Below are 17,391 nucleotides of genomic sequence, written 5' to 3'. Positions count from 1 at the left end.
CTGAGGAAGCAATGATGACAACGAAACGCACATTGGGTCTGGCCGTCGCCCAGATGGGCCCGGTGCACCTGTCGGACACCCGCGAGGCGGTCGTCCGCCGCCTGGTCGAGATGATGCGCGATGCCAAGAGCCGCGGCGCCGAGATGGTCGTGTTCCCCGAGCTCGCGCTCACCACCTTCTTCCCGCGCTACTGGATGGAGGAGGCCGAGGCCGAGGCGCGCTTCTTCGAGGCGACCATGCCCAACGCCCAGGTGCAGCCGCTGTTCGACGAGGCCAAGAAGCTGGCGCTGGGCTTCTACCTCGGCTATGCCGAACGCACGCCCGAAGGCAAGCGCTACAACACCTCGATCATCGTGGACCGCACCGGCGCCATCGTCGGCAAGTACCGCAAGATCCACCTGCCGGGCCATTCCGACCACAAGCCCGACGCGCCCTTCCAGCATCTGGAGAAGAAGTTCTTCGAAGTGGGCGACCTGGGCTTCCGCGTGTTCGACACCATGGGCACGCGCTTCGGCATGTGCCTGTGCAACGACCGCCGCTGGCCCGAGACCTACCGCGTGATGGCGCTGCAGAGCGCCGAGGTGGTGGTGCTGGGCTACAACACGCCCTCGCTCAACATCCACTGGAACGAGCCGGTGCACCTGCGCACCACCACGCACCTGGTGTCGCTGCAGGCCAATGCCTACCAGAACGGCATCTGGGTGGCGGCCGCCGCCAAGTGCGGCTCGGAAGACGGCCACCACATGATCGGCAGCTCGGCCATCGTGGCGCCCACGGGCGAGATCGTCGCGCGCTCGCTCACCGAAGAAGACGAAGTGATCAGCGTGAAGGCCGACATGTCGCTGGGCGAGTACTTCCGCCAGCACGTCTTCAACTTCGCCAAGCATCGCCGCCCCGAGCACTACGGCCTGATCGTCGAGCGCACCGGCGCCGGCGAGCCGCTGGTCTGAACGCACACACGGAACTGCGCATGGACACCACCATCGCTTCGCTGATCGGCGAAGAACGCTTCGACCTGACGATTCGCGGCGGCCGCATCGTCACCGACGGCCGCGTGATCGAGGGCGACCTCGGCGTGCGCGACGGGCGCATCGCGGCCATCGGCGGCTCGCTGCCGCCGGGCCTGCGCGACGTCGACGCCACCGGCCGCTGGGTGCTGCCGGGCGGCATCGACAGCCACTGCCACGTCGAGCAGCGCTCGGGCATGGGCATGATGTGCGCCGACGACTTCTACTCGGCCACGGTGTCGGCCGCCTTCGGCGGCACCACCACCATCCTGCCCTTCGCGGCCCAGCATCGCGAAATGTCGGTGCCCGAGGTGCTGGCCGACTACAGCCGACGCGCGGCCGAGAAGGCGGTGATCGACTACGGGTTCCACCTGATCCTGGCGAACCCCGACGCCGCCACGCTCTCCACGGACCTGCCCGCGGCCATCCGCGACGGCATCACCTCGCTCAAGGTCTACATGACCTACGACCGCATGAAGCTCGAGGACATCGAGCTGCTCGACGTGCTGGCGCTGGCCCGCGCCGAGGGCGCGCTGGTGATGGTGCATGCCGAGAACAACGACATGATCCGCTGGATCGCGCAGCGCCTGATCGACCGCGGCCACACCGCGCCCAAGTTCCACGGCGTGGCACACGACCCGCTGGCCGAGACCGAGGCCGCCTACCGCGCGATCGCGCTGGCGCGCCTGGTCGACGTGCCGCTGCTGCTGGTGCACGTGGCCGGCGGCGAGACCGTCGAGGTGATCCGCCAGGCCCAGCTGCTGGGCGCCAACGTGCTGGCCGAGAGCTGCCCGCAGTACCTGTTCCTGACCGCGGACGACATGGACCGCCCGGGCCTGGAAGGCGCGATGTTCTGCTGCTCGCCGCCCGCGCGCGACGCCGACGCGCAGGAGGCGATCTGGCGCGGCCTGATCGACGGCACGCTGGCCACCTATTCGTCGGACCACGCACCCTACCGCTTCGACGAGACCGGCAAGCTGCCCAAGGGCGACGCCACCACCTTCAAGGAAATGGCCAACGGCGTGCCGGGCATCGAACTGCGCATGCCGCTGCTGTTCAGCGAAGGCTTCCTCAAGGGCCGCATCGACATCCACCAGTTCGTCGCGCTCACCGCCACCAACCACGCGAAGCTCTACGGCCTGGCGCCGCGCAAGGGCGCGATCGCGCTGGGTGCCGATGCCGACATCGCGGTCTGGAACGCCGAACGCGAGACCACCATCACGGCGGCGATGCTGCACGACAACGCGGGCTACACGCCCTACGAAGGTCGCACCATCCAGGGCTGGCCCGAGGTGGTGGTGAGCCGCGGCCGCGTGGTGATCGAGGACAACGCGCTGCATGCCGAGCGCGGCAGCGGCGCCTACCTGCGCCGCGGCGCCCCCGACCTGCCGCGCCGCACGCCGGCCGCCGGTGCGGAACGCCCGCACGGCCGCGTGCTCAAGGCGCTGATCGGACTCGGGGAGAACCAGGCATGAGTGCGCCTTCCACCGTTCCGCGTGTTCGGGTGCTGAACCCCAACAGCAGCGCCAGCGTGACCGAGGCCGTGGCGCGCGCCTTTCGCGCGACCGTGCCGCCCGCGCGGTGCGACTTCGACTGCGTCACCGCGCACGACGGCCCGCCGGGCATCGTGACGCAGGCCGACTTCGAGCGGGGCGCGCGCATCGCGGCCGACGACGTGGCCGCGCATGCGAGCGAGGCCGACGCCTTCGTGCTGGCCTGCTTCAGCGATCCCGGCATCGCCGCGGCGCGCGCGCGCTGCGACAAGCCGGTGATCGGCCTGGGTGAGGCGGGCATGCGCGCCGCCATGGCCCGCGGTGCGCGCGTGGGCGTGATCGCCATCGCCAGCGCCGCGATCCCGCGCCACCTGCGCTACTGGGACATCCTGGGCGTGCGCGAGCGCGTGGTGGCCGAGCGTCCGCTCGACCTGCCGGTGCACCTGTCGGGCGACGCCGCCCATGCACTCGAACCCATGATCGCGGCGGCCCGGCTGCTGGTCGACGCGGACGGCGCCGACGTCGTGCTGCTCGGCTGCGCCGGCATGGCCGACCTGCGCGCACCGCTCGAAGCCGCGCTGGGCGTGCCGGTCATCGACCCCTGCGAGGCCGCGGCCGAACTCGCGGCGGGTCTCGCGCGCCGGCAACGCGGCGGTGCCGCGGCATGAACGCGGTGCCGCAGCGCCTGGGCGTGCTCGGCGGCATGGGGCCGCTGGCCGGCGCCGCCTTCGCGCTGCGCATGGTGCAGCTGACACCCGCCGACAGCGACCAGCAGCACATCCCGGTGCTGCTGTGCAACGACCCCGCGATCCCCGACCGCTCCTCGGCCTGCATGGGCACCGGCCCGAGCCCCCTGCCGGCCATGCTGCGCGGCATCGAAACCCTGGTGGCGGGCGGTGCCGACTGCATCGCGATCCCCTGCAACACCGCCCACCTGTGGTTCGACGAACTGCAGGCCGCCAGTCCGACACGGCTGCTGCACATCGTCGACTCGGTGGTGGCCGACCTGCGCCGCCAGGGCGTGACCGAGGGCAGGGTCGGCATCCTGGGCACGCCGGCCACCATCGCCATGGGGCTCTACCAGCGCTACCTGCGCGCCGCCGGCTACGAGCCCATCGAACCTTCGCCCGAAGAGGTGCAGCGCCTGTGCGTGCCCGCCATCGCGGCAGTGAAGGCCAACCGCATCGACGCGGCTTTCGCACCCGCCGCCGAGGGTGTCCGCCTGCTCGCACAACGCGGTGCGAAGGCCGTGGTGCTCGGTTGCACCGAACTGCCGCTGGCGGTACCGCCGGGGCGGCGCGCCGAGCTCGGCATCGTGCTCACCGATTCGATCGATGCGCTGGCGCGCGAGGCCATCGCGCTGATGCGGCCCGGCACGGCCTAGAAACCCGGGACATCCGGCGCGGGAACGACGGGCGCGTGCCGCCTGTGCTGCAATGCACCGCATGGCTGAGCCCACCCTCGACGACCTGCGCCGCTACGCGGTGGCGCGCACCCTCTTCTCCCCGACCACGCTGCCCGCCGCGATCCGCAAGCTCGGCTTCGTGCAGGCCGATCCGATCCGTGCACCCGCGCGTGCCCAGGACCTGACCTTGCGCCACCGCGTGAAGGACTACCGCGCGGGCGACCTCGAAAGCCGCTACAGCCGGCTCGCCATCGAGGAGGACTGCCTGGTCAACTACGGTTTTTTGCCGCGCGAGCATCTGGCGCTGATGCACCCGCGCGAATCGACACGGGCCTGGGATGCCGACACCCAGCGCAAGGCCGCCGAGGTGCTGGCCTACGTGCAGGCCCACGGCCCGGTGCATCCGCGCCAGGTCGAGCTGCACTTCGCGCATGGCCGCGTGACCAACTACTGGGGCGGCTCGAGCAACGCCACCACGCACCTGCTCGACGGCCTGCACTACCGCGGCCTGCTGCGCGTGGTGCGGCGCGACAGCGGCACCCGCGTCTACGCGGCCGTGGCGCATGCGCCGGCCGACGACAGCCCCGCGGGCCGCGCACAACGCGCCGCGGCGCTGATCGCGCTGGTCGTGCGCAAGTACGCGCCGCTGCCGGCCGCCAGCCTGACCTACCTGGTGCGTCTGCTGGGCTATGGCGCACCCCACCTCGCGGCGCAGACCCAGGCCGCGCTGCGCATCGCGCGCGACGAAGAACTCGCGAGCTGCCGCATCGACGGCACGACCTGGTACTGGCCCGCCGACGAGACGCCGGCCTCGAAGCGCCACGCGCCCGACGATGCGCTGCGCCTGCTCGCGCCCTTCGATCCGGTGGTCTGGGACCGCCGGCGCTTCGAACTGCTCTGGGGCTGGACCTACAAGTTCGAGGCCTACACGCCCGCGCCGCAGCGCCGCTTCGGCTACTACGCATTGCCGATGCTGTGGCACGAACAGGTGATCGGCTGGGCCAACGTGAGCGCACCCGGCGGGTCCTTGCAGCCGAGCTTCGGCTATGCCGCCACGCCACCGCGCGGCGCGGCCTTTCGCGCGGCGCTCGACGACGAACTGCAGCGCATGACACAGTTCCTGGCGCCGCGCTGAGCACCCCTCGGAAAAATCCCCTGCGTCCGAAGGTCTGGCGCGCCGGCGACAACATGGCCCTCAGCCGGCTCCTAGAATCGGCGCGTGGTCCGGTTCGCCGGGCGACAAGCGTTCTCAGGGCGGGGTGCAATTCCCCACCGGCGGTGATGGCGACTCGTTCGCACAAGCCCGCGAGCGCCTGCGGCACACGACGTGTGCGGCAGGGTCAGCAGATCCGGTGTGATTCCGGGGCCGACGGTCACAGTCCGGATGAAAGAGAGCGCGAACCGTCGGCGTGGCCGCGCGTCCTTTCTGGCGCGCGCCGCGGCTGCGGCTTCGTGCGCCCTGATTCAGGAAAACTGCTTCAAAGGCACACCATGAGTCAGATCAACGACCTTCCCCTCTCCGCCGTCGCCGCTTCGGACAACGCCGAAGCGCAGCGCGTCGCCTTCATCGAGGCGCAATGGCATTCGGACATCGTCCACCAGGCGCGCGACGCCTTCCTCGCCGAGATGCAGCGCCAGGGTTTCCCGCGCGAGCGCATCGACGTGCTCGACGTGCCCGGCGCCTTCGAGATCCCGCTGCATGCCAAGCGGCTCGCGCTGTCGGGCCGTTACGCCGCCATCGTGGGCTGCGCGCTGGTGGTCGACGGCGGCATCTACCGCCATGAGTTCGTCGCCAACACCGTGGTCAGCACGCTGATGTCGCTGCAGCTCGAGACCAATGTGCCGATGCTGTCGGCCGTGCTCACGCCACACCACTTCCACGAACATGTGGAGCACCGCAAGTACTTCCATGCGCACTTCGCGGTCAAGGGCACCGAGGCCGCCGACGCCTGCCTCAAGACCCTCGAAGGCCTGCGCCAGGTCGAGGCGCTGATCGCGGCCTGAGCCTGGAACCGATCCCGGGGCGCGATCCCACACGGGGTCGCGGCCCGATGCGCCGGGGGTGGGCCTGCGCGGTCACTACGATCGCGCCATGGATTCCCTCACCCAGATACTTCTAGGCGGCGCGACCGCTGCGGCCATTGCGCCCGCGCGCCATCGCCGCGCGGCGCTGCTCGCGGGCGCCGCGCTCGGCACGCTGCCCGATCTCGACAGCTTCCTGCTGCGGCCGTTCACCGACGACCCGGTGGCGCTGATGACCATGCACCGCAGCTTCAGCCATTCGCTGCTGGTGCTGCCCTTCGTGGGGGCGCTGATCTGGTGGCTGTTCCGGCGTTTCGGCCATGGCCGCACACGGGCCGAGCCCGCGCGCTGGTTCTGGGCCATGCAGGCGGCACTGCTCACCCATCCGCTGCTCGATGCCTTCACGGCCTACGGCACGCAACTGTGGTGGCCGCTGCCGTCGGCGCCGGTGTCGTGGTCGAGCATCTTCATCATCGACCTCGGCTACACGCTGTGGCTGCTGCTCGCCTGCATCTTCGCCTGGTGCCTGGCCGAGAAGGCCTCGGCCCAGCGCGCCCTGGTCGCCGGCCTGGTGCTGAGCAGCGCCTACCTCGGGGCCTCGCTGCTGGCCCAGCAGCAGGTCGAGCGCGCCGCCGCGCGCACGCTGGCCGCCATGGGCCTGGCCGATGCGCCGCGGCTCGCAACGCCCACACCCTTCAACATCCTGCTGTGGCGCGTGATCGTGATGACGCCCACCGGCTACCTGATCGGCGAACGCTCGCTGGTGGCCGACCGCGGGCCGATGGTGTTCGACCCCCATGCCTCGAACGTGAAGGCGCTCGCGGACGCACGCGAGGTGCCCGCGGTGCGGAGCTTGCAGTGGTTCAACGGTGGCTTCATGCGCGCGCAGGTCGATGCCGGGGGCGCGTTGGTGCTGTCCGACCTGCGCATGGGGCAGGAGCCGAGCTACAGCTTCCAGTTCGAGGTCGCGCGCCGCGTCGACGGCCGCTGGCAGGCGGTGCCGCCGAAGCAGTTCGCATGGAAGGCGCCGACCGATGGCCTCGGCGCGCTGTGGCAGCGCATCTGGACCGAGCCGTCCCCGTAGGCCCGCGGCGCGGCGATCAGGCCCGTCCAGGCCCCGCTCAGGCCGAAGCCGGCACCAGCGCCTCGCGCCGCACGCGGCGCACGTTGAAGGCGCTGGCGATCAGCACGCCCTGCACGATCGCCAGGCCGACGATCACTTCGGTGTAGCGGCCGCCGTCCATCAGCCGGCCGAAGATCAGCGGCGCCACGGCCTGGCCGATGTCGAGCCCGGCATAGACCACGCCATACACACGGCCGGTGGCATTGGCCGGCGTCGAGCGCTTGACCAGCAGGTCGCGCGAAGGGCCGGCGATGCCGGAAGCGAAGCCCATGGCACCGAACAGCACCGGCACCAGCACCGGCGCGAAATCGGCGAAGGCCAGCACCAGCGCCAGCGCGGCCGCGATGCCGAAGCCCACGCCCACGATGCGCTCGCAGCGCGACGGGTCGGACGCCAGGAAACCGCCGACCACCATGCCGGCCGCGCTGGCCACCATGTAGACCGTGAGGCACACCGCCACCAGCGTCAGCGGCACCGCATGCAGATGGCCAGCCGCCACGGGGGCGAAGGTCTGCACCACGCTGATCACCATGGCATAGAAGAAGAAGAAGCCGAAGCACATCCAGACCGCGGGGATGCGCAGGAAATCGAACTGGCCCGCCGCACCCGGCACCTGCCCCGTGGCCTTCTGCACCGCCTTGACGTCGAGCGAGAACACGCCGCGGTAGAGCCACAGCACCAGCAGCACCGCCAGCGCCAGCGCACCGGCTGCCGCCAGCGCGACGCGCCACGAGTACGCCATGGCCAGCGGCACCACGAAGGCCGGCGCCAGCGCCCAGCCCAGGCTGCCGGTGATGCCGTGCACGCTGTAGGCATGGCCCAGGCGCGTGGGCGCGACCTTGCGGTTGAACAGCGTGTAGTCAACCGGATGGAACACCCCGTTGCCCACGCCCGCCACCACCGCGCTGGCCAGCAGCATCCAGTAGCTCTGCGCCATCGCGTAGCCGAAACCGGCCAGGCCCAGCAGCCCGAGCCCGACGAACAGCACCGGCCGTGGGCCGAGCTTGTCGACGATGAAGCCCGAGGCCGCCTGCACGATGCACGAGACCACGAAGAACACCGTGAGCACCGCGCCCAGTTCGGTGTAGCTGACGTCGAAGGCGTCCTTGAGCCAGGGGAACAGCGGCGCCAGGATGAGCTGGCTGAAATGGCTGATCGCATGGGCCAGGCCGACCAGGCCGATCAGCTGGGCATCGGTGCGCAGGGTGGTCGCAGGCGGCGCGCCGGCAGGGGAGGAGGTGGACATGGCAGGAGCGGAAAAAAGGTCCGCCTATCGTAGGTCGCCAACGCACGGCAGAATGGCGATATAAGGACAACATTTGTCGAAATCATGACAGTTGCGAATCCCTCGTCACCCGCCACCGTGGTGGGGCCGCTCACGCCGCACCTCTATGCGCCCGACGCGGTGCGGCCGCTGCGCGCCAAGGAGCAGTTCCTCGAGGCCGACACCTTCGTCGAGCTGCATGTGCACCCCTGGCCGCAGCTCACCTTCTCGACCCGCGGCGTGGTCCGGCTGAGCACCGAGGACGGCAGCTACATCGTGCCGCCCTCGCGCGCGCTCTGGGTGCCGGCGGACATGCCGCACAGCATCACGCTGATCGAGGATGCGGAACTGCGCACCGTCTACATCCACCGCTGGCTGGCGCCGGGCTGGGAGAAATGCGAAGTGCTGGAGATCAGCCCCTTGATGCGCGCGCTGATGCTCGCGCTCGACACCACGCCCGATGGCCAGCCGCCCGCCGACCCGCATGCGCCGCAGCGCGAACGCATGATCGCGCCGCTGCTGATCGACGAGATCGAGCGCGCCACCCAGATCCGCATCGACGTGCCGCTGCCCGCCGACAAGCGCCTGCGCCAGCTCTGCGAGGCGCTGCTGCGCAACCCGGCCGACCGCGCCACGCTGGCCGAGCGCGCGCAGGCCATCGGCGCGAGCGAGCGCACCGTGGCGCGGCTGTTCCGCGACCAGCTGGGCATGAATTGGCAGCAGTGGCGCCAGCAGGCCGTGATGGCGCATGCGCTGCCGCTGCTGGCGCGCGGCATGGCGGTGAGCCAGGTCGCGACCGCCAGCGGCTACGCCACCGACAGCGCCTTCTGCGCCATGTTCAAGGCCGCCACCGGCCGCTCGCCCACCGCCTTCCAGCACCGCAAGCGCGCCTGAGCCTTCAGGGCAGGACACGCGCTTCCGTATCATCGGCCGGTGCACTTCCTCTCATCCGGTCACGGCCCCCGCAGGCCCCACATGCCATGGCACTGAACCGCGCGCGGCTCGCCATCTGGCTCCCCTTTCTCGGCTGGCCGCGCCCCGACCGTGCCACGCTGCGCGGCGAGATCATGGCCGGCCTCACGGTCGCGATGCTGGTGCTGCCGCAGGGCGTCGCCTACGCCGCGCTGGCCGGCATGCCGCTGGTCACGGGCATCTACGCCTCCTTCATTCCGGCGCTGGTCGGCGTGCTGTTCAGCGCCTCGGCGCGGCTGTCGGTCGGGCCCACCGCGCTCACCAGCCTGCTGGTCGGGGCCTCGCTCGGGCCGCTCGCGGTGCCGGGCGGCGCCGACTGGATCTCGCTGGCCGTGTGGCTGGCGCTGATGTCGGGCGTGCTCCAGTTGCTGATGGGCGTGATGCGTTTCGGCTGGCTGCTGAAGCTGGTCAACTCGCCGGTGCTGATCGGCTTCACGCAGGGTGCTTCGGTGCTGATCGCGCTGTCGCAGCTGCCCGCGCTGCTGGGCTTCACCGGCCGGCCGATGGCGCAGTGGCTGTCGGGCCCGCCGCCCGACTGGACCGCCATGGGCTTCGGCCTGTGCACCATGGCCATCCTCTGGACCGCCAAGCAGCGCTGGCCGCGCATGCCGGCCGCGATGCTGGTGGTGGGCCTGGGCGCGGTCGTCAGCGCGGCGCTGGGCTATGCGCTGCGCGGCGGCGCGGTGATCGGCGCGCTGCCCACCGGCCTGCCGGCGCCCTACCTGCCCGGCGCCATTTCGCTGACGACCTTCGGCGCGCTGCTGCTGCCGGCGCTGATGGTCACGCTGGTCAGCTTTCTCGAGACGGCCTCGAGCGCCAAGGTCGACAACAGCCGCTCGGGCAAGCTCTGGAACGAGAACCAGGACCTGATCGGCCAGGGCCTGGCCAAGATCGCCTCGGGCCTGTGCGGCGCCTTCCCGACCAGCTCCTCCTTCTCGCGCTCGGCCATCAACCTCTATGCAGGCGCCAAGACCGGCTGGGCCACCATCGTCTGCGTGGTGCTGATCGGCGTGGCGCTGCTGTGGCTCATGCCGCTGCTCTACCACGTGCCCCAGGCCGTGCTGGCCGGGCTGGTGGTGACGGCCATCCTGGGCCTGGTGCGTCCGGCCGCGTTCGTGGCGCTGTGGCGCGTCTCGCGCATCGAAGCCGGCACTGCGATGGCCACCTTCGCGCTGACCATCGCCACCGCACCGGCGATCTACTGGGGCGTGCTGGCGGGCCTGGCGATGAGCCTGAGCCACTACATGTACCGCCACCTGCACCCGCGCATCATCGAGGTCGGCCTGCACCCGGACGGCCGGCTGCGCGACCGCCACCTGTGGAACCTGCCGCCGCTGCGCGCCGACGTCTGCGCGCTGCGCATGGACGCCGAACTCGACTTCGCCTCGGCCAGCACGCTCGAGCGCGCGGTGTCCGAACAGCTTGCGGCCCATCCGGGCATCGGCACGCTGTGCCTGTTCGCGCAGCCGATCAACCGCATCGACATCACGGGCGCCGAAGTCTTCGGCAGCATCCGCCAGACGGTGGAGTCGCACGGTCTATCGCTGTGGGTGATCGGGCTCAAGCTGCCCGCGCAGACGGTGCTGGAGAAGGCCGGGCTGCTGGCGCCGGGACCGATGCTGCGGGTCTACGGCACGGATGCGGAAGCGCTGGCCGCACTGGCCGCGCCGCCCGAGGCCTGAGCCGCGGTCGGCGTGCTCAGTCCTGCACGCGGCCGCGTGAGCTCTTGATTTCCGAACGCTGGCTCTTGCCTTCGAGGCGTCGCTGCTTCGAGCCGTAGGTGGGCTTGGTCGCGCGGCGCACGCGCGGCGGCGCGGCCACGCTGTCGACCACCGCCTGCAGCCGCGCGAGCGCGTCGTTGCGGTTCATCTCCTGCGTGCGGTGCTGCTGGGCCTTGAGCACCAGCACGCCTTCCTGCGTGATGCGGCTGTCGCGCAGCGCCAGCAGCCGCTCCTTCACGTCGGGCGGCAGCGAGCTCGCGAGGATGTCGTAGCGCAGGTGCACGGCGCTCGACACCTTGTTCACGTTCTGCCCGCCCGCGCCCTGCGCGCGGATCGCGCTCAGTTCGACCTCGTCGGGGTCGATGGGAAAGGAAAGCGGGCGCGGAATCATCCGCGCATTGTCCCGCAACAGGACGCGTTCAGACCCGTTCGAAGATTGCGGCGATGCCCTGGCCGCCGCCGATGCACATCGTGACCAGCGCATAGCGCCCGCCCGTGCGGTGCAGTTCGGCGATCGCCTTGGTCGTGATGATCGCGCCGGTCGCGCCTACCGGGTGGCCCAGCGAGATACCCGAGCCGTTGGGGTTGACCTTGGCCGGGTCGAAGCCGAGCTCCTGGATCACCGCGCAGGCCTGCGCCGCGAAAGCTTCGTTGGATTCGATCACGTCGAGGTCGCTCACTTTGAGGCCGGTGCGCTCCAGCACCTTGCGCGTGGCCGGCACCGGGCCGATGCCCATGTAGGCCGGCTCGACGCCCGCGTGCGCATAGCCCACCAGGCGCGCCAGCGGCTTCAGGCCCAGCGCCTTCACGCGCTCGCCGTTGGCCAGCACCACCGCGGCCGCGCCGTCGTTGATGCCCGAGGCGTTGCCGGCCGTGACCAGGCCGTCCTTCTTGAAGGCCGGCTTCATCTTCGACAGCGACTCGACCGTGGTGTCGGCGCGCACATGCTCGTCGGTGTCGAACAGCACCACGCCCTTGCGCGTCTTGACCTCGACCGGGACGATCTGCTCCTTGAAGCGGCCGGCCGCGATGGCGGCGGCGGCGCGCTGCTGGCTCTGCGCGGCCAGCGCGTCCTGCATCTCGCGCGAGATCTTGTAGCGCGCGGCCACGTTCTCGGCCGTGATGCCCATGTGCATCTTCTCCCACGGGTCGTGCAGGATGCCCAGCATGTAGTCGACCAGCACCGCATCGCCCATGCGCGCGCCGAAGCGCGCGGCGGTGTCGAAGTAGGGGCCGCGGCTCATCGATTCCGAGCCGCCGCCGATCGCGATGCCGCAGTCGCCCAGCGCGATCGCCTGTGCCGCCGACACGATGGCCTGCAGGCCCGAGCCGCAGAGGCGGTTGACGTTGAAGGCCGGCGTCTCGATCGGGCAGCCCGCGTCGATGGCCGCCACGCGGCTCAGGTAGGCGTCCTTGACGTCGGTCGGGATCACGTTGCCCATCACGACGTGGCCGATGGCATCGGCGGCGACGCCGCTGCGCTCGATCGCGGCCTTGACCGCGGTGGTGGCGAGCTGGGTGTTGGGCACGTCCTTGAGTGCGCCACCGAAAGTGCCGATGGCGGTGCGGGCGGTGCCGACGACGAAGATGTCGGGGAAAGTCATGAGGTTTGCTCCTGCTGCAAGTTGAAAGGGTTCAGTGGCCGGTGAAGGCCGGCTTGGTCTTCGCGAAGAAGGCGTCAATGCCGATCTTGAAATCATCGCTGCTCGCGCATTCGCGGAACGCGGCCGATTCGGCGTCGAGCTGGCCTGCGAGGTCGCGTTCGAAGGAGGTGCGCATCAGCCGGCGCAGGCGCCCCAGCGCCACGGTCGGGCCCTGGGCCAGGCGGCGTGCGAAGGCCAGCGCCTCGGCTTCGAGTTCGGCGGCCGGCACCACGCGGTTGATCAGGCCCATGCGCTCGGCCGCGGCCGCGTCGAACATGTCGCCCAGCATCGCGATCTCGAGCGCGCGGCGCAGGCCCACCAGCCGCGGCAGCGCCCACGAGGCGCCGACGTCGCAGCTCGCGCCGATGTTGACGTAGGCCAGGTTGAAGCGCGTGCCCTCGGCAGCCAGCACGAAGTCGGCCTGCAGCATCAGGCTCAGGCCCGCACCCGCGGCCACGCCGTGCACCTGCGCGATCAGCGGCGCGTCCATGCCTGCCAGCACGGTCAGGGCCTCGTGCAGCGGGCCGATCAGGTCGGCCGCGCCCTGCACCGGGTCGGCCTGCAGCACGGCCAGGTCGCCGCCGGCCATGAAGCCCTTGCCCACGCCGCTCATGAGCACCGCGCGCACGCTCTTGTCGGCGGCGAGCTCGCGCGCCGCGGCCAGGAAGGCGATGGCCATCGGCACGTCGATGGCGTTCAGGGCCGAGGGCCGGTTGAAGCGCAGCGTGGCGATGTCGCCGTCGCGGCCCACCTGGAGGGGGGAATCGTTGTTCATGCTTGTCCTTCTTTCTTCTTGCGGACCCGCGGGGCGGCGGGTGGGGAGGCGGTCTTGCGCGCCGCGGGCGCGGGGCGCTGCAGCACGCCATTGAGCAGCAGCGCGATGCCCTGGTCGGCGATCTGTTCGGGCGTGAGTGCGCCGTCGTCACGGTACCAGCGGCCGACCCAGCTCAGCGCGCCGGCCAGCATGAAGGCGGCCATCTTCGGGTCGCAGGGCGCGAGCGAGCCCTCGGCCACGCCGTCGGCGATGAGCCGGCGGAACTGGTGGTCGATGCCGGCCTTGAGCCGGCGCAGCTCGGTCTTGAGCGGCTCGGGCAGCGGGTCTTCGCCGATGCGGATCACGCACATGCCGAAGTCCTGCGTGACCACGCCGGTGTAGATGCGCATGCAGGCCTGGAGCTGGTCGATGGCACTGCCACCCGCATGGCGCACCGCTTCGATGCCCTCGTGCATCAGGTCGAGCGCGGTGCGCACGCACTCCAGCAGGATCTGGTCCTTGCTCTCGACGTAGTAGTACAGCGTGGGCTTGCTCACGTTCAGGCGCTCGGCGATGTCGTCGAGCGAGGTGGCGTGGAAGCCGCGTTCGTTGAAGAGCTGCGCGGCCGTCTGCAGCACCGCGTTGCGCTTGACCTCGCGTTGCAGCGCGCGCGCGCTCGCGGGTTCCCACGGAGAGGTGGCAGCTTTGGAGCGAAGGACGGAAGAGGCCATGTTGCAAAGGTCAGCGCGGGAAAGTCCGGATGCCGCAAGACGCGGGCAGCGGCGACATTACCGACGAGTAGAAATTCTACGGACAAGTAGATTTTCGCGCTTTGCACGCAAACCCTCGCCGCTTTTCACACCTTCTTTCATCCATGCAACAGGCCCTTTCCGCTTCCGCCGATGCACCCGTGCTGCAGGTCGAGGCGTTGACGCTGGCCTTCGGTGGCGTGAAGGCGCTCACGGGCGTGGGCTTCAGCGTGCAGCCGGGTTCCATCACCGCGGTGATCGGGCCCAACGGCGCGGGCAAGACCTCGCTGTTCAACACCATCTCGGGCTTCTACCGGCCGTCGGCGGGCCGGGTGCTGTTCGAAGGCGCCGACATCACGCGCACGCCGGCACCGCAACGCGCCAAGCTGGGCCTGGCGCGCAGCTTCCAGAACATCGCGCTGTTCCGCGGCATGACGGTGCTCGACAACATCAAGCTGGGCCGCCACGCGCATCTCAAGACCAATGTGCTGGAGGCGCTGTTCTACGTGGGCCGCGCGCGGCGCGAAGAGGCCGAACTGCGGCGCGACGTGGAGGAACGCATCATCGATTTCCTCGAGATCGACCACATCCGCCACGCACCGGTGTCCGCCCTGCCCTACGGCCTGCAGAAGCGCGTGGAGATGGCCCGCGCGCTGGCCATGCAGCCCAGGGTGCTGATGCTCGACGAACCCGTCGCGGGCATGAACCGCGAAGAGACCGAGGACATGGCGCGCTTCATCCTCGACGTGCGCGACGAATGGGGCGTGACGGTGCTGATGGTCGAGCACGACATGGGCATGGTGATGGACCTGTCGGACCATGTGGTGGTGCTCAACTTCGGGCAGGTCATCGCGCAGGGCGCGCCGGCCCAGGTGCAGGCCGACCCCGAGGTGATCCGCGCCTACCTGGGCGCGGGCGACGTGGGCGACCTGCGGCGCAAGCTGCGCGGCGAACAGACGGTCGCGGGAGTCGCGTGATGGATTGGGCCTACCTGTTCGAGATCAGCCTCACGGGCGTGGCCAGCGGCGGGCTCTATGCGCTGGCCGCGCTGGCCTTCGTTCTGGTCTACAAGGCCACGCGGGTGGTCAACATCGCGATCGGCGAGATGCTGATGATCGGCGCCTACCTGTTCTTCACCTTCTCCGCGACCTTCTCGCTGCCGATCTGGGCCGCGGTGATCGGCGCGGTGATCGGCACCGGCCTGCTGGGCGCGATCGTCGAGCGCACCATGATCCGGCCGCTGCTGGGCGAGCCGCCGATCTCGGTCTTCATGGTGACCGTGGGCCTGGCCTCGGTGCTGGTGGGCCTGGTCGAGATCATCTGGACCGCGGACCAGCGCCGGCTGCCCGAGTTCCTGCCCAACACGCCGATCATGGTCGGCGAGGCCTTCCTCGCGCCCAAGGTGGCCTACGGCGCGCTGATCGCGGCCGGCCTCATCGGCGCGGTGCTGCTGGTGTTCCGCTTCTGGCGCGGCGGCGTGGCCCTGCGCGCCACGGCCTCGGACCAGGCCGCCGCGTATTCGATGGGCATCAACGTGCCGCGCGTGTTCTCGCTGGCCTGGGTCGCCTCGGCCATGATCGCCGCGGTGGCCGGCATCATGGTCGGCGCCATCGGCGGCATCTCGTCGACCATGGGCGTGTTCGGCCTGTCGGTGCTGGTGGTGGTGATCGTCGGCGGGCTCGACAGCGTGCTGGGGGCGTTGATCGGCGGGGTGTTCATCGGGCTGGTGGAAGCACTCGCGGGGACCTTTCTCGGGGGCGAGTACAAGTTGCTCGCGACCTTCATCGTGCTCGTGTTGGTGTTGATGGTGCGGCCCTACGGTTTGTTCGGCACGCATGAGATCGAGAGGCTTTGAGATGACCTTTCGCAACGCAATTCAATGTCAGGGACGCGATCGCGCCGACGGCGTACTCTGCTCCGCGAATGTCCCCCGGCCTGCGGCCTCCTCCTTTATTTCGCTGCGCAGAGCACGCCATCGACACGATCGAGGGGCCTTCAGGTGGATCGACGGCCGCACGACCCCAGCGCATCCACGTGCGCAGGGTACCGGGTGCTCCCCGCAGCGAAATAAAGGAGGAGGGGGCGAAGCCCCCGGGGGACATTCGCGGAGGGGAGTACCCGGTGGCCTGTGCACGCGCCCCGAACAGACGCACCCCGAACAGAAGCTTGAACGGCGGGTAAGAACATGCGCATAGGCACCCTCAAGGAAAGCTACATCGCCGATGCGGCGCTGTTCGACTCACGCACGCAGAAGACCTGGCTCGCGATCGGCGCGGCGCTGCTGCTGCTCTTTCCCTTCATCGCCAGCGACTACTGGCTCTACCTCGCCTGCCTGGTGGCGATCAACGTGGCGAGCGCGAGCGGGCTCAACATCCTCACCGGCTACACCGGGCTGGTGAGCCTGGGCCAGGCCGCGTTCATGGGGCTGGGGGCGTACACGGTCGCGATCCTCGAGACGCGGCTGGGCACGCATTTCCTGCTGAACCTGCTGGCGGGCGGCACGGTGGCGATGCTGGGCGGCTTGATCGTCGGCATTCCGTCGCTGCGCGTGAAGGGCCTGTACCTGGCGATCGCGACCATCGCGGCCTCCTTCATCACGCATTTCCTGTTCGCCAACCTCAAGCTCACGGGCGGCACCACCGGCCTGTCGGTGCCGCCGGCGCAGTTCTTCGGCCTTCCGCTCGACACCTCCTTCCGGCTCTACTGGGTGATCGTGCCGGTGATGCTGCTGATGGTGCTGGGCGCGGCCAACCTGTTCCGCACCCGCGTGGGCCGGGCCTTCATCGCGATCCGCGACCGCGACATCTCGGCCGAGGTGCTGGGCATCCCGCTGCTGCGCTACAAGCTGCTGTCCTTCGGGCTCTCGTCCTTCTATGCGGGCGTGGCGGGCGGGCTCTGGGCCTACTTCTTCCGCGTGGTCACGCCCGAGAGCTTCCCGCTGCTGATGTCGATCTTCTTCCTGGCCGCGATCATCGTCGGCGGCATGGGCTCGATCCTCGGCGGCATCCTGGGTGCGATCTTCATGACCATGGTGCCCGAGCTGCTCAAGCTCATCGTCGACCTGCTGCCGGGCGGCACCGAGATGACGGTGTTCCTCTCGCCGGTGCGCACCGTGGTGTTCGGTCTGTTGATCGTCGGATTTCTGGTGTTCGAGCCGCACGGGCTCGCAGAAGTGTGGCGGCGCACGCGCCGCTTTTTCCATCTGTGGCCTTTCAGGAATTGAGCCACCCCTCACAGG

The 17,391-nt window shown here is 70.1% G+C and carries 17 protein-coding genes and 1 riboswitch; of the genes, 12 read left to right on the top strand and 5 right to left on the bottom strand.

What is annotated here, in order from left to right; genetic code table 11:
- Positions 1 to 14 precede the first annotated feature (14 nt).
- From K0H49_RS26515 to K0H49_RS26485, 7 genes are all read left to right on the top strand, one after another.
- Positions 15 to 950: an N-carbamoyl-D-amino-acid hydrolase gene (locus tag K0H49_RS26515; RefSeq protein ID WP_219219297.1), complete on the top strand. Its 936-nt coding sequence runs from the start codon at positions 15 to 17 to the stop codon at positions 948 to 950.
- Between the two features lie 20 nt (positions 951 to 970).
- Positions 971 to 2,482 carry a dihydropyrimidinase gene (gene hydA / locus K0H49_RS26510; RefSeq protein WP_219219295.1) on the top strand — a complete coding sequence of 504 codons (1,512 nt, stop codon included), beginning with the start codon at positions 971 to 973 and terminating at the stop codon, positions 2,480 to 2,482.
- Entirely contained in the window at positions 2,479 to 3,168 is a 690-nt protein-coding gene (locus K0H49_RS26505; protein WP_219219292.1) for an aspartate/glutamate racemase family protein, read from the top strand. Before hydA ends, K0H49_RS26505 begins: the two co-directional genes overlap by 4 nt.
- Positions 3,165 to 3,884: an aspartate/glutamate racemase family protein gene (locus tag K0H49_RS26500; protein ID WP_219219290.1), complete on the top strand. Its 720-nt coding sequence runs from the start codon at positions 3,165 to 3,167 to the stop codon at positions 3,882 to 3,884. Before K0H49_RS26505 ends, K0H49_RS26500 begins: the two co-directional genes overlap by 4 nt.
- A 61-nt stretch (positions 3,885 to 3,945) precedes the next feature.
- Entirely contained in the window at positions 3,946 to 5,040 is a 1,095-nt protein-coding gene (locus tag K0H49_RS26495) for a DNA glycosylase AlkZ-like family protein (RefSeq protein WP_219219288.1), read from the top strand.
- A gap of 106 nt (positions 5,041 to 5,146) precedes the next feature.
- Positions 5,147 to 5,305: riboswitch (FMN riboswitch) on the top strand.
- 91 nt (positions 5,306 to 5,396) lie between these two features.
- Positions 5,397 to 5,909 (top strand): 6,7-dimethyl-8-ribityllumazine synthase, encoded by a 513-nt coding sequence (locus tag K0H49_RS26490; protein ID WP_219219286.1) that lies wholly within the window; start codon positions 5,397 to 5,399, stop codon positions 5,907 to 5,909.
- Positions 5,910 to 5,997: 88 nt separating this feature from the next.
- A complete protein-coding gene (locus K0H49_RS26485) occupies positions 5,998 to 7,011 on the top strand; it encodes a metal-dependent hydrolase (protein ID WP_219219284.1) in 1,014 nt (337 codons plus the stop codon).
- Positions 7,012 to 7,048: 37 nt separating this feature from the next.
- Here the strand turns inward: K0H49_RS26485 and K0H49_RS26480 are convergent, their stop codons facing one another.
- Complete coding sequence (locus K0H49_RS26480) at positions 7,049 to 8,296, bottom strand: MFS transporter (protein WP_219219282.1); 1,248 nt, start codon at positions 8,294 to 8,296, stop codon at positions 7,049 to 7,051.
- Positions 8,297 to 8,380: 84 nt separating this feature from the next.
- Between K0H49_RS26480 and K0H49_RS26475 the strand changes: the two genes are divergently transcribed.
- Entirely contained in the window at positions 8,381 to 9,208 is an 828-nt protein-coding gene (locus K0H49_RS26475; RefSeq protein ID WP_219219281.1) for an AraC family transcriptional regulator, read from the top strand.
- 86 nt (positions 9,209 to 9,294) lie between these two features.
- A complete protein-coding gene (locus K0H49_RS26470) occupies positions 9,295 to 10,968 on the top strand; it encodes a SulP family inorganic anion transporter (protein ID WP_219219278.1) in 1,674 nt (557 codons plus the stop codon).
- Between the two features lie 16 nt (positions 10,969 to 10,984).
- Here the strand turns inward: K0H49_RS26470 and arfB are convergent, their stop codons facing one another.
- Genes arfB through K0H49_RS26450 form a run of 4 tightly spaced genes read right to left on the bottom strand, consistent with a single transcriptional unit; the run spans position 10,985 to position 14,135 of the window.
- On the bottom strand, positions 10,985 to 11,398 hold the full coding sequence (gene arfB, locus K0H49_RS26465; RefSeq protein ID WP_219219276.1) for an alternative ribosome rescue aminoacyl-tRNA hydrolase ArfB: 414 nt from the start codon (positions 11,396 to 11,398) through the stop codon (positions 10,985 to 10,987).
- A gap of 28 nt (positions 11,399 to 11,426) precedes the next feature.
- A complete protein-coding gene (locus K0H49_RS26460; protein WP_219219274.1) occupies positions 11,427 to 12,611 on the bottom strand; it encodes an acetyl-CoA C-acyltransferase family protein in 1,185 nt (394 codons plus the stop codon).
- Between the two features lie 31 nt (positions 12,612 to 12,642).
- Entirely contained in the window at positions 12,643 to 13,425 is a 783-nt protein-coding gene (locus K0H49_RS26455; RefSeq protein WP_219219272.1) for an enoyl-CoA hydratase/isomerase family protein, read from the bottom strand.
- Positions 13,422 to 14,135, bottom strand: coding sequence for a TetR/AcrR family transcriptional regulator (locus tag K0H49_RS26450; RefSeq protein ID WP_219219270.1), 714 nt, complete (start codon positions 14,133 to 14,135; stop codon positions 13,422 to 13,424). The genes K0H49_RS26455 and K0H49_RS26450 overlap by 4 nt, the downstream gene beginning before the upstream one ends.
- Positions 14,136 to 14,278: 143 nt before the next feature.
- On the opposite strand from K0H49_RS26450, the gene K0H49_RS26445 reads away from it, so the two are divergent.
- The 3 genes from K0H49_RS26445 (at position 14,279) to K0H49_RS26435 (ending at position 17,376) form a co-directional block, all read left to right on the top strand.
- Positions 14,279 to 15,130, top strand: a complete 852-nt coding sequence (locus K0H49_RS26445) for an ABC transporter ATP-binding protein (RefSeq protein ID WP_219219268.1) — start codon at positions 14,279 to 14,281, stop codon at positions 15,128 to 15,130.
- Positions 15,130 to 16,008, top strand: coding sequence for a branched-chain amino acid ABC transporter permease (locus tag K0H49_RS26440; RefSeq protein WP_183027145.1), 879 nt, complete (start codon positions 15,130 to 15,132; stop codon positions 16,006 to 16,008). Before K0H49_RS26445 ends, K0H49_RS26440 begins: the two co-directional genes overlap by 1 nt.
- 330 nt (positions 16,009 to 16,338) lie before the next feature.
- Positions 16,339 to 17,376, top strand: a complete 1,038-nt coding sequence (locus K0H49_RS26435) for a branched-chain amino acid ABC transporter permease (RefSeq protein WP_183027144.1) — start codon at positions 16,339 to 16,341, stop codon at positions 17,374 to 17,376.
- Positions 17,377 to 17,391: the final 15 nt, after the last annotated feature.

Source organism: Variovorax boronicumulans (assembly GCF_019352895.1).
GTDB lineage: Bacteria > Pseudomonadota > Gammaproteobacteria > Burkholderiales > Burkholderiaceae_C > Variovorax > Variovorax boronicumulans_A.
The sequence above is the reverse complement of the archived record's forward strand: the minus strand, read 5'-3'. Positions and strand labels throughout refer to the sequence as shown.